Raw genomic sequence first — 23,543 nt, 5'->3', positions numbered from 1 at the left:
TTCTTGCTAGATATAATACATTAACTCCTGCGCTCGGCTGGCTCGCCTTTCACAAAGGTCTTGGAGTGTATGTTTTTGCAAAACTAAGTTCGCTGCTTGACGTGCTTCCTGCCAGACTTCCTGAATCAACTGGTTTTCTATGGTGTTGGGAGTCGGCTCATCAGTAGGGACAGCAGCGTCTAAGCCTTCCATACAGCTTAAAGCATCTAAAACTGTAATTGTCCGTGGGTCTCTTGCCAGAACATAGCCACCTTTGGCTCCACGTATGCTCTTAATCAGGCCTTGCCGTCTTAACGTTGCCAAAAGTTGTTCCAAATAGCGGTTTGGGATATTTTGTAATGCCGCTATTTCTCGAATTTGTAGAGATTCCCCGTTAGGGTAGCAGGTTGCCAGCTCTAACAGGGCTAGAAGTGCATATTCTGATTTGTTAGAGAGTACCACAGGTGTAATGTTTTAAATTTATTTCATACTACAAAGTGACTGCCTCTGTTTTCCTAAACTTTTGCTCAGGAAAGCTAAAGATTCAACTTTTGAGGGCTAGTTGATCCCAGTTTAAAGACGAATAACGATAGAAGCAAATATTATTTTTTTTCTATTTGATAAATGAAAGTGATGAATTGGTATTAGCTATCGTGTTTACAAGTTGCATTATTAATTAACAAAAGTCAAATAAATTTATGTAAAATAAAAAGCGATCGCACTTTAAATTCCTCATTGAATAGGCGATCGCTAATCTGAATTAAAAATATTAGCTGATAAAAAGTTTCAAAAATCTAGCTTCATAACAAACCCTCCAACTCAGCAAATTTTCGTAAGCGTGGTAGACACTGACGTTGATAAAAACTGCTCAATGTCGGGATTGGCAACCCGAACTCCTCAGACAACTCTCTCCAGCTAACTTCTGGGGGTAGGCGTTTTAAAATCAACACCTGACAATTTACGTCTGGACGCCCTTTAATGTGAGTATGACGCAGTTCTCCATCAGAGTCTGTTTTGATCCATATCTCCAAGTTTTCCAAAATGGGAGGTGCTTGGGGGGTGGCAGGCAAGTTATCTATAGGGTCAATAGTTTCATTTCTGTCACCCGATGTAGACTGATAATGCCTAAGAGAGACTGTTGTGGCTTGTTCCCGGTGCAGGTTTAGGTAAAAGTCTTGTAATCTGCGTTTTAGGTAAGCATTCAGCCAAGTAATAACACTGCCATAAGTAGGGTCATAGGTTTGACCTGTCAAACCTTCACAGACGTTGCGACAGAAATACAACCAAGTTTGTTGCAGTGCATCTTGATAGTAAGGAGTACTTTCCCTCCATAGTTTTCTGGAAGTCAGGCGAATAATTTGCGTGAGCAGCTTCTGACGCTGAATGCTTCCAGGTGGGTGTCCACAGGCTTGGACAACTAAGCCACGTAGCTGTTCATCGAATTCAACAACCATAGCAATCTTGGCGAACAAAGCACGGATATCTTAGTATTACGTATAAAGATGTTCCAGCAAATGACCCTTTATCGTAATCCTGCTTCTTTTTTTAATTTTGTTGCTAAAAATATCTATCCAGAGGTAGAAAAATCTAGCAGCAAGTGGTGTTAGAAGTACTAAGCCATACAGGTGTTTCCACCAGGAAAAAATGACACGGAAACGGCAGACGCGCTTGCACTCTGTAATGCACAGTTTTGAGTTTCCGTTAAGTCCGAACTTGCGAACCTAGAAGTTGACCTCAACACAGAAGAGTCGGTAGGAGAATCCTTCTCCTATGTCTATTTGTTTACGTTCCTTTAATATAATCCTAGCCAAGACCAGAAATTTTCCCACCAAGAATAAGTTAGATTACCAACACTCAGTTTCATTTTGTTACGAATTTCTTGGATATTCCAGTTGGTTAGCTTGGCAAGAGTTTGTGCTTCTTGTTCAAAACGCTTGGGTAAAGACCGCTTATACTCTCTACCAGCCTGACACTTAATTTCCCCTGTAAAAGGATGTTGCAAAATATAACGTCCTTGAAAAGATTCTTGATTGGAAGTTTGTTGAAACATCGGGTCTTCAGGGAATTTATTGCGGGTGTAGCGGATATGCAGACGAGTAATAAACACATTACTGCTAGGAAAGCGACGAAAGTTTGGGGGTACTGACAGATTATTTTCAGAATTATCATCTAGCCAAAATACGCCTGCTTGTTTAAGTTCTTGTGGGGTTAAAGGTTCGGCAGAACAGGGGTCGCAACTACCCATATCCCAGGCGTATTCCAGAAAACCGACTTTTTTATCTTCTTTAGTGTAGGCAGTTTGGAACATTGACTTGTAGAATTCACCAAATTCATCTTTAACAAATAAGGGAATGTTGGTGTCGGAAGGGATTTTCACTGTTCGGTAGTTAGTGATTTCTGCACCTCCTTTCGAGGAGAGGATGTAGACAATCAAATCCTGCTCTGTCGTAGCATTGATCATGCCCAAACGTATTGGCAACATGAACTTCGGTGACTGATAGGAAATTTGCAGCGGACGAAGAAACTGGTAGCCAGATTGCTCGAATTTATCTAGATTGACTTTAGCAACAAAGAACTTCATTGAGGAGCGAATGTAGGGCTGTAGTAACTGTTTTGCTCCTCTAGGAATTTTGTAGCCGTTGCGTTTAAGCCAAGTTTCCAATCCTCCAGATTCTTTAGCACTCAGAATCAAAATGTCGTATTCGCCCACGTTAAAACGGGCTTCGACTGTGACACCCAAATTAGCATCCCCGCCCCTCTCTCTAGCTGCGCCACCTCTTACTGCTGCACTGGGTGCAGGCGCTTGCTCAACCCAATCGGTGGCAGCGCAGGGATCAGAATCAAAATATTCTACTAATCGTGGTGCGCTAAAAGCATCCAAGCGCTCGATAATTTTAGGTTCAGCTACATGAACTTGCTCTTTTTGCAGCACTGTTGGCACAGGTACTACCATTGCAAAATCTTTGACTTCGCCCTGGAAGTCGTTTGCCATCGTCAGAACAGTGCGATCGCCATCCCGCGCCATCACTACCTGAGAAGCTTTGTTATATAGCTTTGTATCTGCTTTAGCTACATAAAATCCACAAAATGCCCAAGCTGCCGGTGCAAAGCACAGCACAGCTACAACTGTCAGCAGTAATGGTGTTAAAAGTCTAAAAAGTTTCATTTTATACCTCTATAAATAAATAGGAGAGACACGATTATCCTGTAGAGACGCGATTAATCGCGTCTCTACAGGAATCTCCTTTATCTGTGCTACTCTCCCAAAACCAAGAAAATCGTGGCGCTGACCAGAGAACATCTATCAGGATGGTCAATGGGGCAAGGGTGAATAGCGCCCAGAAAACTGCGGTGGAGACAAAGAAATAATTCCGTAAGATAAAAGTCAAGATGGCGATGCATATTGCCCAAACTATACGCCCGATTTGGTTGTTGGGAATAGATCGCGGATCGGTGACCATAAATAGGGCAAACAGCAGCAAAGAACCGCTCATCAATCGATGGCAGTAAACATCCCAAGTCCAACCCAGCCAAAGATTACGAATTGCTTCTAATAAGGAGTAAGCACCCAAAAAAGCTGCTGTTGTGTCCCAGCGGCCAACCCGCTGCAAAATCATGCCACCAGTGCCAGCAAATAATAACCCATACCACCAATCCTCGCCCCACTGTCCTGGAGAAACCCAAGCATCGGGGGTCAAAACCAAGGCGGAAATGATCCCAAAATTAGCAGGGTTAAAGAAATGTTTATCGCCAACTTTAAAGATAAATTTACTAGCGATCGCAATTGCTGCGGCGAAAGCCATTGTTGTCCAGTGGTCGGTTCGCAAAAGCAGGCTAAGTCCTAAAGAGCTAATTAAGGCACTGCGGAGATTCGTTATTTGTCCTTTGCAAATGACTGATGACAATATCCATTGCGTTGATAAACAAGTTGCGATCGCTACCGCAATTAACTCTGGTCGCAGCGTCCAGTCTCTAGTACCGATTCCCAAGACTAGAAACAAGCCCAGAAATAAAATTTGATAATCTCGTATATCTTTGAATAGCATTACCCCATATTTCGGGGATTTCCCCTATATTTCTCATCAATTTAGACGAGTACAGGCAGAAATAATATTGTTGTTACAGATTTTGTTACAAACACATACAGCAAGCTGCTGTTTGCTCTCTAGGCAGGGTGGGCAAATGTCACGTTAAGATGTAGTTGAAAGAATACAATATAAGTCTCAAAGTCAGGTATAAAGCCTGTTTTCATTCTGAATTTTGCTATAAATTTTTGTTACCTCGTTACCCTAAGTAAGTGGGTACAATTATTTAGAAGACGCATTTCAACTTCGCTCAATGCTCGTTAGCCTGACTAGAAGAGGGTTGAGCGCAGTCGAAACCCGGCAATTTCAAGTTAGGTTTAATTTAGCCCTTCTACTTATCTCTGTATTATTTTTTAGTCACACCATAATTGACTGTTTATTAACAGAAAATTTAGCTTGCTTTCCACAACAAGATATTAAAAGCTACGCCAAAAATTGAGATGCAGTTTGCTCCTCTTTACCCGATTTTATATCGCTTTCTTCAACCGACTTTTCCCAACTGTCTTTGGAGTGGTGATCGCAATTCCAAAGCGATCGCACTGACGTTTGATGATGGCCCCCATCCCCAATACACACCAGAAGTATTGACTGTTTTAGACCGTTACAAAATCACAGCTAATTTTTTTTGGTTGGGTGTTTGCGTTAACCGTTCACCTGGAATCGCCAAAGCAGTTAGCGATCGCGGACACTGGATCGGATTGCATGGCTATGATCATCGCTCTTTTCCCATGCTTTCCCCCAATGACCTCAAAGAAAGTTTAGAAAAAACCCAAGTTGCTATTCATAGCGCTTGCAACCTGCAACCTCAACAAGTGCGCGATGTCCGTCCCCCCAATGGTTTCTTTACACCCGCTATCTTAAAACTCTTCTCTCAGTGGTATTACCGACCAGTAATGTGGAGTGTCGTACCAGAAGATTGGGTGCGTCCGGGAGTTGCTACTGTGGCACAGCGAGTTATCAACCAAGTGCAAAACGGCTCACTAATTGTCTTACATGATGGTGTCTGCGGCGGGCAAGATGTTGCTGCCACAATCAAAATCCTCATTCCGCAATTGCTACAACAAGGTTACGAGTTTGTTACTGTTGATACCTTATGGCAGCAATCTCAAACCAAATAAGCAATTAAAGACTCAAAACACAGAATAACAGGCATTCTATGAGGTTACAGGGGATAATTTTCTTGAATGTAACCTCTACCCTGTAACCTATTCCCTTGTTTTCTCCTAACTCCTAGCCTGTTGCTGTTGAGTGACTTCAGGTTGCAAGCTAGGTGTTTTAGGCAGATCATCAGTCCCTAATAGAGTATGTATCTCACTTAATGAACTCGGTTTTGCAGCTGGTTCTTCTGATGAATCACTCGCATACTCAATTAGTTCTTCTACTGGGCAATTCAGGGCTTTGCAAAACCTAATGATTCTTTCAATATGATCTGTGCCAGTCCTGCCGCTTTCCCAGTTTTGGATAGTGCTTTCAGTCACGCCTACAAGACGTGACAACTCAAGCTGGGTTAACCCTGCCTTTTCTCGAAGCAAAGCAATCCTTGGTTTTGGCTTTTGTTTCACAGCTATAGCACTTTATATTTTATCTATAGTGGTAGATCCTAACATCAAAAAAAACTCCCGCCCAGGAAATCACCAAAAAAACTTAAGCCTAAACTCTTGACACACTCAAGTTCTTTGGTTAAGATATTTAGGTAGGGAGGTAAATGAAACGCAGACATTCATTTTTCTGTTTAGAATGATGCTAATTTATTTTCTATCTCTCAATAGATTGTGGAAGCGGAATAAATTCCTGAAAACTCTTTAAAGAGTTTAAGGAGTGTAGCTTCTGGTCAATTTTCAACCGAGTTTAAATATACACCACTACGAGGTTTAATACCATGTTGAGAAAAGCTCATGTGTTTGGGCTGTTAGCCGCTGCTTTGGCAGTTGCACCTGCCGCTGCTTTGGCAGATCAAGTTCAAGGTAGTTCTAGTAACACTACTCAAACTTCTGTGACTTCTGGTATCAATAACGTTACAGCTCAATCTGCCAACACCAGAACAGCTCAACAGCAAAGTCAGAAGGGTAGTCCTTTCTGCAGCTCTGGCAACCAAATCCAAGCCTCCAATGCTAGTGCGGCTCAAGCCAGTGCGCTTGCTGGTCTGTACAATGTCACTGGTCAAACTGCCTCAACAGATACTTACCAGAGACAAATTGCTAAAGCTCAAGGCTATTTGTGCCGATAAACCCCAGTGCAGATTTAAATCTTTGGATTCTAGTTTGACTTTTTAATATTCAAAGGTATTTATACCGTTTCTCTAAAATATGACGACAGATTAAATCAGACTTGTAATTGCGCTGAAGCGCTACTACAAACGATATGTTGCTTTCATTTAGAGAATTGGTATTACCTTTTGACCAATTTTTAACCAAGTTCCACACATACCATTAAACAAGGTCTACACCATGTTGAAAAAAGCTCATGTTTTTGGACTGTTAGCCGCTGCTTTGGCGGTTTCACCTGCTGCCGCATTTGCAGATCAAGTTCAAGGTAGTTCTAGCAACACTACTCAAACTTCTGTGACTTCTGGTAATAACAATGTTGCTGCTCAATCTTCCAGCACCAGAACTGCCCAACAACAAATTAATAAGAGTAATCCTTTCTGCAACTCTGGCAACCAAATTCAAGCCTCCAGTGCCAATGCGGATCAAGCTATTGCTCTTGCTGGAATATCTAACGTCACAGGTCAAACTGCTTCTACAGATACTTACCAGAGACAAATTGCTAAAGCTCAAGGTTACTTGTGCCGCTAAATTTCAAGTTACTAATTGGTTAAATGAGGCTCTAGGCGTTGCTAAACCTTTGAAAATTTGAGCAGCGCCAACCCTTAATAACCAGGAAACTACTAATTATCACTTAATTAAATTCAAAAAGATAAATATGCTCAAGAAAACCTCTACTTTCGGTTTTTTAGCAGCAGCTTTGATCATAGCGCCAACCGCTGCCTTTGCTGAACAAAATCAAGGTGGTCAGCAGATTCTAAATCAAAGTGCTACTGTTTACGGCAACAATAATGTTGTTGGTCAACAAGGCTCTCAGTTTAGCAACCAAAGCCAAAATCAGCGAGGAAATAGCTCATTTTGCAACCCTGGTAACCAAATTCAAGCGAATAATCAGATTTTAAACCAAGAAGCGATCGCAATTGGTTCTGGTAATACCGTGGCACAAAATGCCAGCCAAGAAAATATCCAGCGTCAAATTAATGCTGCCAGGAATCGCTTTTGTCGCTAACAACAATTAACTCTATAGGTTTTACCGATTTCCTAGCTAGCAAAGCTAAAAAATCGGTTATTTTACTATTAGTATGGTGATAAAGTTATGCTCACCAAACAATGCATTTCACTACTTGCCCTGCCTGCACTGATGATATTACCTGCGGATATAGTTAGAGCAGGTGATATTGATATTCAAACTGAAAACGCTAGGGTAATAGTTGATCGTGATGGTGGAATTATAATTAATTCAGCTACAACTGGAACAACTATTCTTCCCCAACGCCAGACCACATCAGTAGTACCTATTTACAAAAATCAGCGTTTTCGGATTTTGAAATCATCAAGAAGAACACCAGTTCTCTTGTGTAGGCAGAGGGAGTATACCCGGAATCAAACTTACAGCGATCGCTATGGTAGGGCTATCAACTACGCTTCCAATTCTACAACTGTAACTACGTGCCAATAGCGAACTAAGTAATTCGTAATTCGTAATTCGTAACTCGTAATTCCTCATTTCATAGTGAGATGGTGTGAACAGTTATAGAGTAAAAGTTACGAATTACTTTGACCATTATCACAATCTTTATTAGGAGATAATAATGAATCTCAAATTACTTCCCCTAAGTTTATTTACTTTAGCAAGCGTATCATCGTTTATACCTGCGTTTACGCCTTCTGCAAAGGCAGCCTGTGTCTTAGCTGATGTGGGTGTGCAGGTGGCAATTCATGGCCGCAATAGTACTGCTAACCAAAGTAATAATGTTAATCAGCAAGCTGCTGATGATTGCTTTGGTAATGCTGTTACTACTACAGGAACTCAAGTTTATACTGGTTCAGGCTCAGTGCAACAAACCCGAAATAGTAATCAATATGTTGTTGGAGGTAACAATCCAACTGGAGTGAAAATTCCAACTATTAAAATTCCAGTAGGAGTACAAGTGAATATAGAGAGTCCAGCTTACGATCCAAATTTTCTCCCTCGCAGATAAATATCTTCACAAGCTGTCGCACTAATAGATTTTTTTCTATTTAATAGTTTTTGGTTTTTCTCGGCTATCAGCAGGTAGATGAAGTTCAAAAACCGCTATTTTATCATACCTGCTCTTACCTCGATTTACACTGGACTTACTGTAGTAGTATTGTGTCAAGTTTGATTGGATAAGTTCGTAGTTGCGCTGTCTTCGCTAAAGTTACAGACAGTATATACTTCTCAATTTTTCATTGACAGAGTAGTAGCATAAGCAACTTCTGACAATTTGTTAATTTTTAGAACAATCAAACATCTGCGGTCAATAATTTTACTTACTTAGAGCGCTATAAGGTAAACTATTTAGCAAGCTTGGATTGAAGTTTTGCCAGAAAAGATTATGAAAGCTTTGCTCTTGGTAATTGCTCAAAAATTGTTAAATGTTATACCTATTTTTTCCGTTATCTGCATCCTAGAAATTTTAGCGATCGCTCCTGCTTATCCTCAGTCAGCAACTAGCAATCAAACAAGTAATGTCGGCAATGACGCCAGCTTTAATCAAATATTGCAGTCTAGCCCCCAAGTACCTGTTAATAACAATAACACGATTAACTACCCCAATATTTTCCCTTTAAATAACGTTCCTAATGCTTTTGTCAATACTGAAAATGACTTTGGCTTTAATCTTTCTGCCGGGGTAAATACATTAGATACTGCGAATCTCACGATTTACGTCGGTATCATTTATCAACCCGGACGAACAGAGGATCATAACATAAGAATGACTCGTCTGCGTAAGGAAACAGAATTGCTCGAAACCCAAAAGAAAACAATGGAGGCAAATCTGACTTTACTACAGAAACAAATTGATGAAGCAACTATTCGTTTACAGCGCTTACAACAGCCGATTCAAAATAATTAAATTATACACTTAGCTAGTACCACTGCATAGAATAATTCAACGTGACATTATTAATGATTTTAAAATGTAGCTTTATTTTCGCCGTTGTGTACTAGATATTGTTGCTTGTAGCTGATTTTCTAGGTTTGCACGCACCCATAACTCAGCTACTGACCAAACCCAACACTTGTTGGGAGCTTTGGCAAAATCTTCATATTTATGGGTGACAATTGCATCAAGTTTTTGATAATTGACACATACTAGTTCTACAGCAGATTCAAAATCTTTTAATGGTGATGAACGTGCTTGCTGTAAAATACTTTGGTCTACAGAACAAATCTGAATTTTCACTTGTAACCAACTGACGACAATCTCAGCAATCTTATTATTCCGTAAACGGCTGGCGTAAGCATAAATTTTTTGCCATCCTACATCTGTTAAATGGATTTGAATCGATGGATTAACTCTATCTAATAATTCTCTAACATCTTCTACACATTCGTTACGATTCATCAGAGCTTCTAATATTAAATCAGCATCAACTAAAATTTTGATCACTTTTAACCTCCTTTATTGACTGATAAATTTAGTGTTAGAAGCTGATTCATGTTTAATCTTGTTTACTGACGTTATATCAGTATAGGTTGTTTCTGAATTAACAAAGAGATAAGTCGGTGGTGTGAACTTCAAAAACCACTGCCTACTAACTGTTTGACAAAAAAATATGCAACAGAGAACGTGCATGAGTTTATCAGGATATATCTCAATTTTGTAGGGACATAATATTTAACTTCAATCTGAAAGAATAGGATTTCAGATTTGATATTAAATTTTTCGGAAAGCAGAGATGCTGCAAAAATAAAAACAGCTTTAACATTATCCTGCCTAAGAAAGATTAGCACTCTAGTGACAATAATCTGAAATGACGATAAATAATTATTCTAGTTCCAGGCAAAATTGACAGATTTCTCCAAGTAAGTTGGAGAAAACCCTGTATTTTATCATTTTTTTTCTATTTAGCTAAAACTATTAGACTAAAGTAGAGATACACTGACGTTTTAAAGTAATAAGTACTCTTTAAGAAAAAGATTATATCTTAACATTAATCAGTCTCAAAAATAACGACAAAATAATACTTAGAAATACAACTATTTGTAGTAATAAATTACACAAAAATAAAGCTAAGTACTGAATTTAACTCAAATTCTGCTGTTAATATTTCACTCCATAGTTATAAATTTTCTTGCCTTCTTACTTATTGGAAAGGCAAGACTTTTTTTGAAACAAAACTAGTTAATAGATTAACCGATATCCGTGCCTACAATATTATTTATAATCGAGAAAATTATAGTAAATTTTGACATCTCACGTTCACACATCTCATCTATAAATCAATAATTATATGCAGAAATATCAAAAGAGTCTGGCTGTTTCATGACTGTTGCCTGTCTATTAACTCTTCTGGTATTCATCTACTATTATTTATTTAGTTGCTGCTGGCAAATTTTTTAATTGACCCATTTAGCTAAGAGCTGCCTCTTGGTTTTTGTATTGCATTAAGAGGTAATATTCAGGAGAAAGGTATATAAAGTAGAATGACCTTTTAATAGCAATGGTTTGAGAATTTACCTGCTTTTGCTTGATGTGGTGAAAACAAAAAATTATTCATAACATCTCACTGTAATATTTGAATTTTTTTAAGGCTGATTTCCATCTTCTGTAACATTCTATCTACTGTAGAAATACCAATTATGACTCCTGTTTTTTCTGCCAAAATTGAGCGAATTTCTGATAAAGTAGCATCATTATTGGCTTCTACTATTTCTTTGAGAATATTAAATTGTTCAGAGTTGAGTTTTGGTGGTGTTTGTTCCGTCCTGATTTTAGGTGCGATACTACCTGTTTCTCTATACTGTTTTAGTAATTTCTCGATAAAACTTAAAGTTACACAAAATCTTTTGGCTAATTGACGTTGTGATATTCCCCCTTGTAAATATGTATCCAGAATTTTTTGGCGTAAATCGAGGGAATATGCTTTCATTTTTACCTTTCACTAGGATACGCACCTTTATTTGATTAAGTGTACTTCATTAGATAGATAAACGCTATAAATATGAATAATATTAGTATCTCTGATAAAGATATAGAGATTTTACTGTGTGGAAAATGGCGCTTTGATACAGATTGGGAAAAAAATTATATTGAATTTAAAGATGATATGACTTATGAACAAACCAAAATTCAAACATTCTTTTTATCTAAGCCTAAAGAATTTATAACAAGCAATAAATTTACTGGTGTATGGCACGTAAATGATAAAAAATTGTGTTTAATTGTTAAAACTGTTCCAAAATGTCTTCTAAATTTACATCTATCTCTATTAGTTGAGGTTTCTGCTGTAGATATAATAGCTAGCTTCAGTTCTTTGTTTATTATAGAAAATTATAAAATCAGTAAAATTAATAGAGATAAATTTCTCATAATATATGGAGGTAAAACAATAGTTGGCACAAAAATAAATTAATACTTGAAAAATACTAGATTTTGCTAAATCGCTTTTGCTATCATCGGTGGCTTTTACCACATAACCAAAATTTTTCATCCCTGTAAGAAACTTGTTCTATTACCATACAAATCTCTATCTCTAGAGTATTGTTGTCCGTTAGATTAAGGAGATTGAGTGATTGAAATTTTATTCGTATTTAGAATACTTGTAGACTTGTAGAAGTGTATTTGACCAAGGGCTTATCAGTTAAGGGTTTTACTTTAACGACAGTGCCATTCGAGTGTAGGTCTAAGGTATTGCATGAAATTTAGTACACTCTAACAGGATTTGCTGATAATGCTGAAAATTTTAGTAACGGGTGCGACTGGAAATGTCGATCAAGAAGTTCTTCGCTTACTGCTATCCCAAGATTGTGATGTCTGTGCCGCAGTTAGAAACCCAAAGAGCGCTAAACAGATATTAGGCAAAAGTATCCAGAGCGTCGCGTTCGACTTTACCAATCCTGACACCTTTGTAAATGCTTTTAAGAATATCAATAAACTTTTTTTAGTGCGTCCACCTGCCCTTGCTAATGTTCGCAAACAAATTGCCCCAGCGCTAAATGCTGCAAAACTTGCAGGTGTTGAACATATCGTATTTCTTTCAATACTGGGAGCCGAACGCAACCGTTTTGTGCCGCACTCAAAAATTGAACGCTATATCGACCAATTGGGCATTAAAGCCACCTTTTTACGGTGCAGCTTTTTTATGCAAAATCTTAACACTACACACCGAGAGGACATCAAAACTCGTGGTGAATTGCTTCTTCCCGCAGGTAAAGGTAAAACAAGTTTCATTGATGTGCGAGATATTGCTGCTGTTGCAGTTCGTACTTTAATTGAAGATGGGCATCAGAAGAGAGCCTATGCGCTTACGGGTGGGGAAGCCTTGACCTATTATGAAGTTGCAGACATCTTCACATCGTTTTTAGGTAAACGGGTATGCTATAATCCCTCTTTGCTAAAGTTTGTTCGACAAATGCGCTCATCGGGGTTGCCAATAGACTTTGTTTTAGTGATGGTAGCAATCTACACAACCGCTCGTTTAGGATTGGCGGGCAACATCACATCTGATACAGAGCAATTGCTCAATCGTTCACCGTTGACTATACGGCAGTATGTCAAGGACTATCAGCAGTTCTGGCTATAAGCTAATGTAGTACAATTTTGCTTAACTTAACGTGAGTTCGACAGAACTAAAAAACAGCAGGAGGTCGAGCAGGTAAGTCTTTGGGATAAATATTTTCTAACAGCAATACCTTAGCCAATTTACGAGGGGCCAAAGTCTGTGGAGACGGCATGAATCCGTCCTTGCATAAGTAAGCTTGGCAAAAATCTGGGCTAATAAAATAGGCTCAGGAATTTGTTGTCGTTGTGAGAGACAATAACTCTACTACGAAGCGCTCTACCTCTTCATGCTCTTATTTTGGCAGAGGTATTGAACAGTAAATGAAATTTATAGTCCAAACCTGGAAATTAAAGCTCCCAAGGCTTTCAGTAATTGACTTTTCCCAAAGTGACAGGAGAGGGTTAAGTAGGAAGACAAGAATAAATTGTGTCATTGCGAGCAAAGCTAAGCAATCTCAAATCTTTGCAAATGCTACCCTACGGGATACGTTATGCGAATGCCTACGTTTCACTCGCAGTAACCGTATTCTATTTTATTGTGTTCACTCACTTAAAACCTAAATATTTAGTTCTTTCAACAACATAATAAAACCGCAGATTCATCTTGCTTATATCGGATGATATTGTGAGAATATCGAAAGTCATACTATCTTAAACTTAGAAATAATTCTCTAGAACGAGGATTTTTAAGCTCTAATTGTAAACAATAGAGGCATAGTAAATAGCGCCTAATTGCTAAGAGGCTATTTATAAAGTAAATCAAAAGGCGACCAGGCGGGGATTACCACAAGGATTAAAATACCTCATGTACAGTATATTTACATAGTTGCTCATGGCACGAAAGTCTTATCCCACAGACTTGAATGATATGGAGTGGGAAATCCTGGCACCCTTAATTCCACCAGCCAAAGGAGGAGGGCATCCGCGCACAACTGATATGCGCTCAGTATGCAATGCGATCTACTATCACTTAAAAACTGGATGTCAATGGAATATGCTTCCAGCAGACTTTCCTCCCAGTTCAACAGTTTACAGCTACTACAGGAAATGGCAGCGCAAAGGGGTTTGGGAAAAATTAAACCATACACTACGTGGTCAGGTTCGCTTGAAATTAGGTAAATCAACACAACCAACTGCGTTAGCAAAGCTCGCCGTAGGCATCGCAGCAGACAGCCAATCAGTAAAGACGGCTGAAAAAAGGGGGATGTGTATGGCTTTGATGGGGGTAAAAAGGTAAAAGGACGAAAACGCCAGACTTTGGTTGATAGTCTAGGACTCTTGTTGAAAGTGGTGGTTAGTGAAGCAAATGCCCCAGAAAGATTACTTGCTGCCTACGCTTTGATGGAACTGCTAGAGGAACGTCCAGAATTGTTGGAAAAAGTTGAAGTCATGTGGGTTGATTCCGGTTATGACGGGGATAAATTTGCGCTTTGTGTTTGGTTAATGATTCAAGCTCATGTTGAGGTAATGCGGCGTACTGAGCAAGAATTTCAGATTTTGCCCAAACGTTGGGTAGTAGAAAGAACATTTGGGTGGTTTAACCAGTACCGCCGTCTTAGTAAGGATTATGAGCGTCTCCCAGAAATGAGTGAAGTAGCTATATATGCTGTCATGACTCGTATTATGTTACGTCGTCTTGTTGTCTAAAGATTTACTTTATAAATGGTCTCTGAGTTCAGAATTTCTCCTGCAACAACATCAGGAATGTCTGTTACCCATTTTACCCAATTGTCAGGTGCTAATACCAATTCTCTATGAGCCTGCATAAAATAGAGATTGATGAAAAAGAGCTTCAAGAATGAAATCATAACTTGTAAGAGTTGATACTAACTCAGAAGATAATTGAGCTAATTCATCTTGAACCCGTTGACGCAACTGGTCTAAATTTGAGAAGTTCTCGCCTTTGAACTGGCGTTTAATAAACTGCCATAATCTCTCTATAGGATTAAGTTGAGGACTATGAGATGGTTGAAAAATTGGGATAATATTTTCAGGCCAAGTGAGTGCTAAGGCTTGATGTGCTGAGGCTCTATCCATTTGTATTAAGGCCATATCTGAGCCTAATTCAAGAGAAAGGGAATCAAGAAATTTCTGAAAATTTTCACTGTTTAAATGAGAATATTCTTGGCAAAAATGCCATCCTGATATGGGTTCAACTACTCCATAAAGCCAATATGCTTTTCTTGGCCACTGCACCTTAACTATGGGCTTGACTTGCGCGTGCCGTAATTACTCGCCCAGTTTCGGTTTTCAAACCTAATCTGGTCTCATCCTGGCACAAATAACGTAATCGTTTTCCGCCACCCAATAGGTTTTGTAAAGCTACCAAGGCTAAGGGAATGTTTTTTTAAAAAGGCTTATAGCTTGCTCATCAATAGACGAGCTTATGGGTCGAGGTACTTTTAGTTTTGCCCCTAGTTTATAGCGTACTAAACTATAAACTGTTTTGTACTTTACTTGCACATTCCATTTTTGCTCTATCCATTCGACAATTTGCCCATAACTACTAAATCCCTCCAGGGATTCTAACTTTGACACTAACTCCGAAAGCATTTCTCCTTGAATTACAGGAGTTGCTCCTGGTGCAGTTTTTACTTCTAGAAGCTTGGATAATCCCCCTTGCCGATACCTTTGCAACCACCGTGTTACTGTTGACCCATCTCTGCCCAATCTTCGGCTCAATTCTTGATGCTGTGTCACTTGTTCTGTTTTTATCCACCACAGCATCTGTAAACGCTCTTTTTCAAATGCTGTGCGCGTATTTTTCAAGCTTTTTGACAAATACTCAGCACTTTCTTGAACTTCTAGATTGAAAGGGCGTGCCATCGGTTCCTCATGAGTCTCTATCTTCCATATTCTTTATTCTACATTTATATGCACGCTCATTTAGACTTGGTATAAGCTGATTAATTTTTTGGTACTGACATCGGCAGGTTTTGACATCGGGTTGTAGATTCACTTAAGAAGTGAGATTTATCGTAACTTGAAGTGTGTCATTACCAAAGACTATATTATTGATGTATGTTAATTGTTGTGTCAACATTCAATATTTCTGGATGTAAATAGACTTCTAATGAACGTAGATGAACGCCGATACGAAGATAAACCAAATTTCACAATTTTAGAAGTTCAAGAACTTGATGTAAATTATGGTGGTATTCAAGCTCTAAAAAAGATTAATTTAACTATTCAACAAGGTGAGGTAGTCAGTTTAATTGGTGCTAATGGTGCAGGCAAAAGCACAACTCTTCGCGCTATATCTAAGATAGTTAACCCTAAAAGTGGCAAAATTATCTATAGCGGACGTAATATTACTCGTCGTCAAGCACACGAAGTTGTAAAACTTGGTATCGCTCATTCTCCTGAAGGGAGAAGAGTATTAGCACGGCAAACAGTTTTAGATAATTTACTATTGGGTGCTTATATTCGCTCTAATCAAGCAGAGGTAAAAGCAGATATTCAACACCAGTTTGACTTATTTCCGCGTTTAGCACAACGACGTCATCAGCTAGCAGGAACTCTCAGTGGTGGTGAACAACAAATGTTAGCGATCGCCCGTGCTTTAATGAGTAAACCACAACTGTTACTCTTAGATGAGCCTAGCTTAGGTTTAGCACCTGCGATCGTCCGAGAAATTTTCTCGATTATTCAAAATTTGCGTGCCACAGGCGTTACTATTTTGCTAGTTGAACAAAACGCTAATCTTGCCCTACAAATTGCCGATAGAGGATATGTTTTAGAAGCTGGTTGTATTACTTTAACAGGTGCGGCATCCGAATTAATTAGTGATGAGCGAGTTAAAAAAGCCTATTTAGGATAATCAAACAAACACTTTGTAGGTGTAAATATATGGTAAAACCTTTTGGTTTTAGTCTATCTCTTAAAGCAGCAACCGGAGATTTTGGAAAACAATAAACATTACCTATGCCGGATTTAATCAGCGAATTTGAGTTGACTATAGGATAGCTATTTACCTAATTATTCAGTTGCAACTGGATAACATTTAGGTTCAGTTATGTAATTATCATTTGCACTTGAGTCTAGTTCAAACTTATAACCTGTATCTGAATTTTCATCCTTAACAACTTTAATGATAAATGCTGGATGTTCATTTCGTTCACCTGATGTAAAGCTAATTGCACCTGTTACACCGCATAACTTATTAGTATTTTTTACTTGCTGTTGTAATTTGTATCGTAGTTCTTGTGTGTTTGACTCTTGAGATATATTTTTTAACCCTTCGATAATAACTTTAGTTGCATCATAAGCCCCGGCAGTTCGCCAATTTACTTTTACTGGCCAAAGAATTTTTGCATTGTTCATAAACATACCCATTCAAAGATTTATTTACCCTCCTACATTTGCTCAGTTGACATCTTTCCAGTTATGCATTGAGATATAGCAGAATTCCGAAGCGGAGCCGGAGACGCTCCGCCCCCGGCTAGAAGTCAGAATTCAGAAGTAAAACAGCCTTTATACTTAGATTTGAAACCTACAGGACTCATATTTGATTGTTGAAATACACGTATTGGCGTGACCGGATTAAAATAGTGGATTAATAAACCGCAGAGGCACAGAGAAGCCAGTGCGTTGCGGGGGTTCCCCCCGTTGTAGCAACTGGCGCGACACAGAGAGAGAAAAGAAAATTGTCTTGATGTTTTATGTCCAAAATCAGCCCGGTCACGCCACTACATATACTTAAATTTGGTCAAACAAAAAACGATTATTTACGAGAAATGATTACTGAGGTTTGGGCTTGAGGTTTGGAGCGTAACTACTGACGCTTAGTATTCCAGTCAAAAGAATCTGAAGTTCTTTAAAAACAAGGCAGAAGCAATTTTTAACTAATATAGTTAAAAATCGCTTCTGCTTAGTTGATGGGAAAAATTTTACCCAAGTCTCAAATCTAGAAATTCCGGCATCGGGTTTAGTAGCGTATCTAAAAAAGTTTGGGCAAGTTAAAGTATTTCGGAGAAGTTTCAAAAACGTTCGCGTAGCGTCTCGAAGAGAAACTCACAGATATTACATTATATTTGTAGATGACAAAGATGCATTGCTTTTAATATCTATGGCAAAGTTACTGGTTCCCCAACTTGTTCGTCAGTTGCGTCTACCTTGGGAAGAAGCAACTGGCGAACCCGTAAGGATGAGGTGTGATTGGCTTATCTAGTTCCTTGATTAGTGCAGGTGTTCCTAGTACCGTTACGCTAACGTAATTCATAATTACGTTTTCACAAAGGTTTCAGGCATTCTCAATGGATGGTTTATTTACGCCGTGCTGTACTAGTTAATCAGAGATTGACGACAAAGATAACGATGTAGATTGTATTGATTGTATATCTTTGCTATGACTAATGATATTGTCTTTAATCATACCTATTTTTACAAACTTGACCAATAGCTTTTGTGCTTGCTCTTGACTTAATCCTTGAATATGCATTTCTAAAACTTTTAGCTGAAATTGCTGTTCTAGAGTAAGTTCTATAGACTTCATAATCTCTCTATTATTCATGGATTTTAATCTGTTTATTTGTTAGGGTTTGTATTCTAGAGCCAGAATGCCAAGGTAAGTTAATCAGTTATTTTTCTGCATCTATCTGCACAGAACCATCAAAAACGTTCGCTCTTCATAGAGTATTCTTTTTTGCTGGTTTGAGCCTCCTACACTTGGGTGACCTTAATGGGTGATTTTAACAAGAAAGGCAGAAGTTCGAGGGTAGGTGGAAAGAATTAGAGACCAATTATTTGTATCAGATATTTTGTGAAATGGTATCAGAGATTATTTTTTATACCTTCTAATCATTCAGATACAATCATAGTCTCGTCTGGTTTTATAACAACGGACAGTAAGTTTAGTAGAGTGTTTCATTAATTCGTAGCGAATAGACCAAAAATAAACTTTGCGGCCTTTTGTGTTTCAATAGGCTTTTCCTAACAGCTTTGTCAACTGCTATATTTTGAGCGATCGCCAAGAATAACCCTTGGTATTATGAGTAGAGACGTGCAATGCAACATCTCTACGATGACGGCTTGGTTAAATATTCCTTACTCACAAACTTGTCATTACTTGAGCTAGCTGATTAGATAAATCATTTGCTGATTCTTGGCTTTTACTAAACAAAACACCAGCTAAAAAGTAATAATCGCCAGAATAAAATGCCATGTTGTTTCCTCGTAATTCTTCTATATGTTTTTTGACTTTTGGTTCTGAGCTATAATAACCAAATTTCAAAGGCAAGACTACAAAATTATTAACACTGTAACCGTTTTTTTGTGCCTGTTCAATTGTACTTTTTGGGTTAGAATAGCTAGATACTAAAACTAAAACATTATCGTAACCCAACGATAAAAGCTCATTAGTAACTGTAGCTCCGTCTATACCACCAAATAATAAGGGCATATAAATATCTTGATCTGGTGCAGGTAGATAGGGCGGATTAGCTACAAGGTAATTAGCTTCGGGTTTAGAAGACTCAAACAAACATGAATTATAAATTACATATTTATTTGTGAGATTATATTCATCAATGGTTGAATTTGCAGCTTTCCATGCAGAAGTATTTAATTCAAATCCACGTATTACACCATCAAACTTGTTTCTCAGTAACGAGTTAATTACAGGGCTACCGTCACCCGAACCAAACTCAACAATAGACGCAGCATTTTTACAGTTTCTTAATACAAGATTTTCTAGGCAATTGGAGTAGAAATTAGATTCTTCTGGACAAAAAAAGATGTCTTTCATTTGACTGCACTTCAATGTGTAAGGTAGAATCAATGTAATAGGAGGTTCTTTGCTGCCTTAAAATAAGGCAATAAAAATTTTTCCTTTAGTAACAACTTGCTTACTAAAGAAATTGTGTTTTAGATGGATTAGCGATAGTAATGGTTGAGAATTATCAAATTAAAAACGCCAGAAATAATCTGCCATTTTTAATTTCTAATTATTTGTTGTTTGGATTAATCACATGAGTTAGACAGCTAATTCGGCTGCGCGTATTGAGCGGACTACAGCTTGAGCTGCGCGATCGCCCATTAGCTTTTCCTGGTCGTAGCCAAGTACCAATTCCCAGGCATCATCGGGATAGTGTTCTGCCAAAGGCAAAGCCACATCATCCAGCATCCAGCGCCCGTGGCGTTCATCTTCCTTGATGTGCAGTTCCCAGTAACCCATCGCCGCTTCCGACAGTCCCAGTCGTTGCGCTGCCGTGAGATAATTTCTGTAAGCTGCTGGCCCAGCTACCTCAAAATATGTCAACGCACCGTTGTAACGCAGAAAATAGCGTTTGCGTTCGGTCGTCAGAAAGTTATGATTGTCACAAGCTAAGACTTCCCAAGGTACTAAATCAAAATATCCTTCGGGTTCAGTATTCATGTCAAACTCTGTGAGCATTTGGGCAAAAAATGTCGAGTGCTTGCGAGAGAAGCGACCATTGCCATATTCTTCCAGTAATACGCGCACCAGAGTACACTGCATTTCATTAGCAGCACCGCCCAGAATGCGAGAAAGGCGACTACCTTCCACCAAACCATCAAAAGAAGCGATCGCCAACAAGTGACAATAGCCAGCTACCGTCATTTCCTCGCGGATATAGCGGCTATTTTCTGACAAAGGCGGATCTAAATCAGCATTCGCACGCTCAGTTAAAGCTTGTTTTACATTTAGCTTTTGTAGTGCTGCGACATCGATTTGTGCCAATTCCCACTCTTGCCAAGCAGCTTCAATTTGGTTACGACAGGAGAGCAAATAAAGCGATCGCTCATTAGTATAGTGCTGCAAATCGTCGTACCAAAACAGCTTCAGCCGATTAATTCGATAAAGTATCCGTTGCAGAAAACGGTGAGCTTGTTCGTTACCATAACCGTTTTGGTAAGCAGCGCGAATCGCCGAAAAGAGCGTCCGTTCAAACTCATTAGCATCTATCGTTTCCGCATCTAGTTGATTATCCAAATCCTCCGTTGCCAGCAGTCTTATAAATTGCTGCTCTGCACGGTCGTACTTGGTAGCGGCTCTTTCCTTTTGTTGCGTACTTTTGTCCCCAGTTTTAACGCTAGGAAACTTAACTAAATTGCTTTGCATGGAATCTTCGGTAGCTTTGCAAAGAGTGAAATTAGTTTCACCTCTAATACCTTAATATCCACACTCGTAGCGTCTTTTACATCTTTCCAGGGTTATAAAGAAAGATTAACTCTCAAAGAGGTATACAAAAGGTAGGTGCGATCGCTCGTGGTTATACCTGTCAGATTAAGATAGTTTTAACTACAATTATTCAAAATTCAGAAATGTAAAAGCTTAAAAAGGGTGGGTATAGTCCCACCCTCTCAATTAAGATTTCAGTGCTTGAGCAGTCTTCTGCTTATCCAACTTGAGAATCAACACACCCAAAGGTGGTAGACACAAATCCAACGAATAAGGACGACTATGCAAAGACCAATCATCCGTCCACTTACCGCCTAAGTTGCCCATATTACTGCCGCCATACTGACGAGCATCGCTATTGAACAACTCAGTGTAGAATCCATGTTCTGGTACACCTATACGGTAATGAGAATGAGGTTGAGGTGTGAAGTTGCAAATCACAACCACAAAATTATCAGAATCTTTCTCACGACGGATGAAAGAAACAACGCTATGACGATTATCGCTACAGTCAATCCACTCAAACCCCGGCTCAGCAAAATCCTGAGTGTACAAAATTGGTTCAGAACGATAGAGATGGTTCAGTTCTTGGAAAAACGTTTTTAACTGTTGGTGTGGTTCATACTGCAATAACTGCCAGTCTAAATCAGCCCAAACATTCCACTCAGTCCACTGCCCAAACTCCATGCTCATAAACATGGTTTTCTTGCCAGGGTGAGCAAACATATAGGAAAATAAACAACGCACATTAGCTAACTTCTGCCATGTATCTCCTGGCATTTTGCCAATAATATTGCTCTTGCCATGCACCACTTCATCGTGAGACAGAGCCAGCATGAAGTTCTCGCTGTGGTTGTACCACATACTGAAGGTGATATTGTTTTGGTGGAACTGGCGGAACCAGGGATCCATGCTGAAGTAATCCAGCATATCGTGCATCCAGCCCATATTCCACTTCAAGTTAAAGCCTAGTCCACCTGTATAGGTAGGCCAAGATACCATCGGCCAGGAGGTGGATTCTTCTGCAATTGAAAGAACACCAGGGAAATAGCTGAAAATGGTGTGATTTACTTGACGCAGGAAATCTGCTGCCTCTAGGTTTTCTCTGCCACCATATTGGTTAGGCAACCATTCTCCCGGCTCACGGCAGTAATCATTGTACAGCATTGAGGCGACAGCATCTACGCGGATGCCATCAATGTGGTACTTGTCAAACCAGAAGAGGGCATTTGCTACTAGGAAATTCCTAACTTCGTGGCGGCTGTAGTTAAATACCAACGTACCCCATTCTTTATGTTCGCCTTTGCGCGGGTCAGAGTGTTCATAAAGGTGACTACCATCAAAGAAGGCTAAACCATGACCATCTTTAGGAAAGTGACCAGGAACCCAATCTACTATTACACCAATGCCGTTTTGGTGGCATTTGTCCACAAAATACATGAAATCTTCTGGACTACCAAAACGAGATGTGGGAGCAAAGTACCCAGTTACTTGATAACCCCAAGAGCCATCAAAAGGATGCTCTGCAATGGGCAGCAGTTCTAGATGGGTATACCCCAATTCTTTGGCGTAGGGAATAAGCCTGTCTGCTAGTTCTCGGTAGGTAAGAAAGCGCGCGCCTGGCTTGAGTTCAGAAACAATAACTACAGGTTCAGTTTCACCATTTGGTAGTTTAGCTGGTTCTGAACTAGAAGCGTGTAACCAAGAGCCTATATGTACTTCGTAAACTGAGACTGGTTGAGTTAAAGGGTCAGTGTGACGCCGTTTTTCTAGCCACTCTTCGTCACTCCATTTGTACTTATCTAAGTCGGTGACAATGGATGCTGTTTTCGGACGGGGTTCTTGCCCAAAACCGTAAGGATCAGATTTTTCGTAAATGTGTCCTTCTAAATTTTTGATTTCATATTTGTAATGCTCTCCCACCCCGATTTCGGGAATAAACAATTCCCAAACTCCGGTGGGGCCTTTACGCATTTGGTGTTTGCGCCCGTCCCAGAGGTTAAAATCTCCTAGTACTGAAACATTTCGGGCATTGGGGGCCCAAACAGCAAAATAAACACCTTTAACGCCGTCTATGTCGGTGGGGTGCGCTCCCAGTTTTTCGTAAAGCCGATGATGGTTACCTTCACCAAATAAATGCAAGTCAAACTCAGTCAAACGGGGAGAACGAAAAGCATAAGGATCGTACGTAACACGCTCATGTTCCCCTTCTTTAATCCGCAATTGGTAATTTGTCAGTTCTGCCGTTTCAATTGTGCATTCAAAAAAGTTTGGATGATGCACTGTTTGCATTGGATATTCCTGCCGTTGTTCAGGAAGGACTACCCATGCAGCACTCGCATTTGGTAGATAGGCTCGCACAGCCCAGACAGTTTTGCCATTTAGTTCTATGGGATGAGACCCTAGTATTTCAAATGGATCGTGATGCTGATTCCAAACTATCCGGTTAACCTGTTCGGGGGCAATCGTGGTTATGGACATGAGGCTACCTACGTAAAATAACGTTATTGACTAAATGTGTTGTTTTATTATCTATATATAT

25 protein-coding genes are annotated in these 23,543 nt (G+C 39.3%); 11 read left to right on the top strand and 14 right to left on the bottom strand.

Translation table 11 applies throughout. From position 1 onward, the window contains the following. Positions 1-6: 6 nt before the first annotated feature. The 4 genes from WKK05_RS07370 to WKK05_RS07355 form a co-directional block, all read right to left on the bottom strand. The gene (locus tag WKK05_RS07370) at positions 7-441 is read right to left on the bottom strand and encodes an Rrf2 family transcriptional regulator (RefSeq protein WP_341529107.1); all 435 of its coding nucleotides are present in this window, start codon (positions 439-441) and stop codon (positions 7-9) included. A gap of 338 nt (positions 442-779) precedes the next feature. Continuing rightward, positions 780-1,433 (bottom strand): sigma-70 family RNA polymerase sigma factor, encoded by a 654-nt coding sequence (locus WKK05_RS07365; protein WP_341529106.1) that lies wholly within the window; start codon positions 1,431-1,433, stop codon positions 780-782. A gap of 338 nt (positions 1,434-1,771) precedes the next feature. After that, entirely contained in the window at positions 1,772-3,145 is a 1,374-nt protein-coding gene (locus WKK05_RS07360) for a DUF2330 domain-containing protein (protein ID WP_341529105.1), read from the bottom strand. A 34-nt stretch (positions 3,146-3,179) separates the two neighbouring features. Next, entirely contained in the window at positions 3,180-4,025 is an 846-nt protein-coding gene (locus WKK05_RS07355; protein WP_341529104.1) for an RnfABCDGE type electron transport complex subunit D, read from the bottom strand. Positions 4,026-4,504: 479 nt separating this feature from the next. On the opposite strand from WKK05_RS07355, the gene WKK05_RS07350 reads away from it, so the two are divergent. Then, entirely contained in the window at positions 4,505-5,182 is a 678-nt protein-coding gene (locus tag WKK05_RS07350; RefSeq protein ID WP_341529103.1) for a polysaccharide deacetylase family protein, read from the top strand. Between the two features lie 105 nt (positions 5,183-5,287). On the opposite strand, the gene WKK05_RS07345 is transcribed toward WKK05_RS07350, so the two are convergent. After that, complete coding sequence (locus WKK05_RS07345) at positions 5,288-5,626, bottom strand: helix-turn-helix transcriptional regulator (RefSeq protein WP_341529102.1); 339 nt, start codon at positions 5,624-5,626, stop codon at positions 5,288-5,290. 317 nt (positions 5,627-5,943) lie between these two features. Here WKK05_RS07345 and WKK05_RS07340 point away from each other — a divergent pair, with 317 nt between their 5' ends. From WKK05_RS07340 to WKK05_RS07315, 6 genes are all read left to right on the top strand, one after another. Continuing rightward, positions 5,944-6,291 carry a hypothetical protein gene (locus WKK05_RS07340; protein WP_341529101.1) on the top strand — a complete coding sequence of 116 codons (348 nt, stop codon included), beginning with the start codon at positions 5,944-5,946 and terminating at the stop codon, positions 6,289-6,291. Positions 6,292-6,511: 220 nt separating this feature from the next. Beyond that, a complete protein-coding gene (locus WKK05_RS07335) occupies positions 6,512-6,859 on the top strand; it encodes a hypothetical protein (protein ID WP_341529100.1) in 348 nt (115 codons plus the stop codon). Between the two features lie 127 nt (positions 6,860-6,986). Continuing rightward, complete coding sequence (locus WKK05_RS07330) at positions 6,987-7,337, top strand: hypothetical protein (RefSeq protein ID WP_341529099.1); 351 nt, start codon at positions 6,987-6,989, stop codon at positions 7,335-7,337. A gap of 87 nt (positions 7,338-7,424) precedes the next feature. Further along, entirely contained in the window at positions 7,425-7,787 is a 363-nt protein-coding gene (locus WKK05_RS07325; RefSeq protein WP_341529098.1) for a hypothetical protein, read from the top strand. Positions 7,788-7,920: 133 nt separating this feature from the next. Beyond that, positions 7,921-8,310, top strand: a complete 390-nt coding sequence (locus tag WKK05_RS07320) for a hypothetical protein (RefSeq protein WP_341529097.1) — start codon at positions 7,921-7,923, stop codon at positions 8,308-8,310. Positions 8,311-8,688: 378 nt separating this feature from the next. Further along, a complete protein-coding gene (locus WKK05_RS07315) occupies positions 8,689-9,210 on the top strand; it encodes a hypothetical protein (protein WP_341529096.1) in 522 nt (173 codons plus the stop codon). Positions 9,211-9,282: 72 nt separating this feature from the next. Here WKK05_RS07315 and WKK05_RS07310 read toward each other — a convergent pair whose 3' ends face one another. Further along, positions 9,283-9,747, bottom strand: coding sequence for a PIN domain-containing protein (locus WKK05_RS07310; RefSeq protein ID WP_341529095.1), 465 nt, complete (start codon positions 9,745-9,747; stop codon positions 9,283-9,285). Between the two features lie 1,117 nt (positions 9,748-10,864). Beyond that, positions 10,865-11,230: a transposase gene (locus WKK05_RS07305; RefSeq protein WP_341529094.1), complete on the bottom strand. Its 366-nt coding sequence runs from the start codon at positions 11,228-11,230 to the stop codon at positions 10,865-10,867. Positions 11,231-11,302: 72 nt separating this feature from the next. Here WKK05_RS07305 and WKK05_RS07300 point away from each other — a divergent pair, with 72 nt between their 5' ends. From WKK05_RS07300 to WKK05_RS07290, 3 genes are all read left to right on the top strand, one after another. After that, complete coding sequence (locus WKK05_RS07300; RefSeq protein WP_341529093.1) at positions 11,303-11,713, top strand: hypothetical protein; 411 nt, start codon at positions 11,303-11,305, stop codon at positions 11,711-11,713. Between the two features lie 318 nt (positions 11,714-12,031). After that, entirely contained in the window at positions 12,032-12,883 is an 852-nt protein-coding gene (locus tag WKK05_RS07295) for an SDR family oxidoreductase (RefSeq protein WP_341529092.1), read from the top strand. 810 nt (positions 12,884-13,693) lie between these two features. Next, positions 13,694-14,508 (top strand): IS5 family transposase gene (locus WKK05_RS07290; protein WP_341529091.1). Its coding sequence is split into 2 segments (ribosomal slippage): positions 13,694-14,054 and positions 14,054-14,508, totalling 816 coding nucleotides; the frame shifts between segments, so codons are not numbered across the junction. Between the two features lie 105 nt (positions 14,509-14,613). Here the strand turns inward: WKK05_RS07290 and WKK05_RS07285 are convergent. Beyond that, a complete protein-coding gene (locus WKK05_RS07285; RefSeq protein ID WP_341526991.1) occupies positions 14,614-15,057 on the bottom strand; it encodes a transposase in 444 nt (147 codons plus the stop codon). A gap of 135 nt (positions 15,058-15,192) precedes the next feature. After that, positions 15,193-15,687 carry a helix-turn-helix domain-containing protein gene (locus WKK05_RS07280; RefSeq protein WP_341526990.1) on the bottom strand — a complete coding sequence of 165 codons (495 nt, stop codon included), beginning with the start codon at positions 15,685-15,687 and terminating at the stop codon, positions 15,193-15,195. Between the two features lie 247 nt (positions 15,688-15,934). On the opposite strand from WKK05_RS07280, the gene WKK05_RS07275 reads away from it, so the two are divergent. Further along, positions 15,935-16,681, top strand: coding sequence for an ABC transporter ATP-binding protein (locus WKK05_RS07275; protein ID WP_341529090.1), 747 nt, complete (start codon positions 15,935-15,937; stop codon positions 16,679-16,681). A gap of 158 nt (positions 16,682-16,839) precedes the next feature. Here WKK05_RS07275 and WKK05_RS07270 read toward each other — a convergent pair whose 3' ends face one another. The 5 genes from WKK05_RS07270 to glgB all read right to left on the bottom strand — a co-directional run bounded on the left by WKK05_RS07270 (position 16,840) and on the right by glgB (position 23,482). Next, entirely contained in the window at positions 16,840-17,184 is a 345-nt protein-coding gene (locus WKK05_RS07270) for a hypothetical protein (protein ID WP_341529089.1), read from the bottom strand. 964 nt (positions 17,185-18,148) lie between these two features. After that, positions 18,149-18,373 (bottom strand): NblA/ycf18 family protein, encoded by a 225-nt coding sequence (locus tag WKK05_RS07265; RefSeq protein WP_341529088.1) that lies wholly within the window; start codon positions 18,371-18,373, stop codon positions 18,149-18,151. 537 nt (positions 18,374-18,910) lie between these two features. After that, entirely contained in the window at positions 18,911-19,606 is a 696-nt protein-coding gene (locus WKK05_RS07260) for a class I SAM-dependent methyltransferase (RefSeq protein ID WP_341529087.1), read from the bottom strand. Positions 19,607-19,834: 228 nt separating this feature from the next. Further along, positions 19,835-20,941, bottom strand: coding sequence for an iron-containing redox enzyme family protein (locus WKK05_RS07255; protein WP_341529086.1), 1,107 nt, complete (start codon positions 20,939-20,941; stop codon positions 19,835-19,837). 246 nt (positions 20,942-21,187) lie between these two features. Further along, entirely contained in the window at positions 21,188-23,482 is a 2,295-nt protein-coding gene (gene glgB / locus WKK05_RS07250) for a 1,4-alpha-glucan branching enzyme (protein ID WP_341529085.1), read from the bottom strand. Between the last annotated feature and the right edge of the window lie 61 nt (positions 23,483-23,543).

Origin of the sequence: Nostoc sp. UHCC 0302, from assembly GCF_038096175.1 — a bacterium.
Taxonomy (GTDB): Bacteria; Cyanobacteriota; Cyanobacteriia; order Cyanobacteriales; family Nostocaceae; genus UHCC-0302.
This window is presented reverse-complemented; position numbering and strand designations above follow the sequence as displayed.

What these genes read in the sequence shown, in the direction of transcription:
- WKK05_RS07325 (WP_341529098.1), top strand. Translation starts at nt 7,425, where the DNA reads ATGCTCACCAAACAATGCATTTCACTACTTGCCCTGCCTGCACTGATG.
- WKK05_RS07320 (WP_341529097.1), top strand. Translation starts at nt 7,921, where the DNA reads ATGAATCTCAAATTACTTCCCCTAAGTTTATTTACTTTAGCAAGCGTA.
- WKK05_RS07300 (WP_341529093.1), top strand. Translation starts at nt 11,303, where the DNA reads ATGAATAATATTAGTATCTCTGATAAAGATATAGAGATTTTACTGTGT.
- WKK05_RS07355 (WP_341529104.1), bottom strand. Translation starts at nt 4,025, where the DNA reads ATGCTATTCAAAGATATACGAGATTATCAAATTTTATTTCTGGGCTTG.
- glgB (WP_341529085.1), bottom strand. Translation starts at nt 23,482, where the DNA reads ATGTCCATAACCACGATTGCCCCCGAACAGGTTAACCGGATAGTTTGG.
- WKK05_RS07280 (WP_341526990.1), bottom strand. Translation starts at nt 15,687, where the DNA reads ATGGCACGCCCTTTCAATCTAGAAGTTCAAGAAAGTGCTGAGTATTTG.
- WKK05_RS07365 (WP_341529106.1), bottom strand. Translation starts at nt 1,433, where the DNA reads ATGGTTGTTGAATTCGATGAACAGCTACGTGGCTTAGTTGTCCAAGCC.
- WKK05_RS07255 (WP_341529086.1), bottom strand. Translation starts at nt 20,941, where the DNA reads ATGCAAAGCAATTTAGTTAAGTTTCCTAGCGTTAAAACTGGGGACAAA.
- WKK05_RS07330 (WP_341529099.1), top strand. Translation starts at nt 6,987, where the DNA reads ATGCTCAAGAAAACCTCTACTTTCGGTTTTTTAGCAGCAGCTTTGATC.
- WKK05_RS07340 (WP_341529101.1), top strand. Translation starts at nt 5,944, where the DNA reads ATGTTGAGAAAAGCTCATGTGTTTGGGCTGTTAGCCGCTGCTTTGGCA.
- WKK05_RS07350 (WP_341529103.1), top strand. Translation starts at nt 4,505, where the DNA reads ATGCAGTTTGCTCCTCTTTACCCGATTTTATATCGCTTTCTTCAACCG.
- WKK05_RS07295 (WP_341529092.1), top strand. Translation starts at nt 12,032, where the DNA reads ATGCTGAAAATTTTAGTAACGGGTGCGACTGGAAATGTCGATCAAGAA.
- WKK05_RS07265 (WP_341529088.1), bottom strand. Translation starts at nt 18,373, where the DNA reads ATGAATAATAGAGAGATTATGAAGTCTATAGAACTTACTCTAGAACAG.
- WKK05_RS07275 (WP_341529090.1), top strand. Translation starts at nt 15,935, where the DNA reads ATGAACGTAGATGAACGCCGATACGAAGATAAACCAAATTTCACAATT.
- WKK05_RS07260 (WP_341529087.1), bottom strand. Translation starts at nt 19,606, where the DNA reads ATGAAAGACATCTTTTTTTGTCCAGAAGAATCTAATTTCTACTCCAAT.
- WKK05_RS07305 (WP_341529094.1), bottom strand. Translation starts at nt 11,230, where the DNA reads ATGAAAGCATATTCCCTCGATTTACGCCAAAAAATTCTGGATACATAT.
- WKK05_RS07315 (WP_341529096.1), top strand. Translation starts at nt 8,689, where the DNA reads ATGAAAGCTTTGCTCTTGGTAATTGCTCAAAAATTGTTAAATGTTATA.
- WKK05_RS07335 (WP_341529100.1), top strand. Translation starts at nt 6,512, where the DNA reads ATGTTGAAAAAAGCTCATGTTTTTGGACTGTTAGCCGCTGCTTTGGCG.
- WKK05_RS07270 (WP_341529089.1), bottom strand. Translation starts at nt 17,184, where the DNA reads ATGAACAATGCAAAAATTCTTTGGCCAGTAAAAGTAAATTGGCGAACT.
- WKK05_RS07360 (WP_341529105.1), bottom strand. Translation starts at nt 3,145, where the DNA reads ATGAAACTTTTTAGACTTTTAACACCATTACTGCTGACAGTTGTAGCT.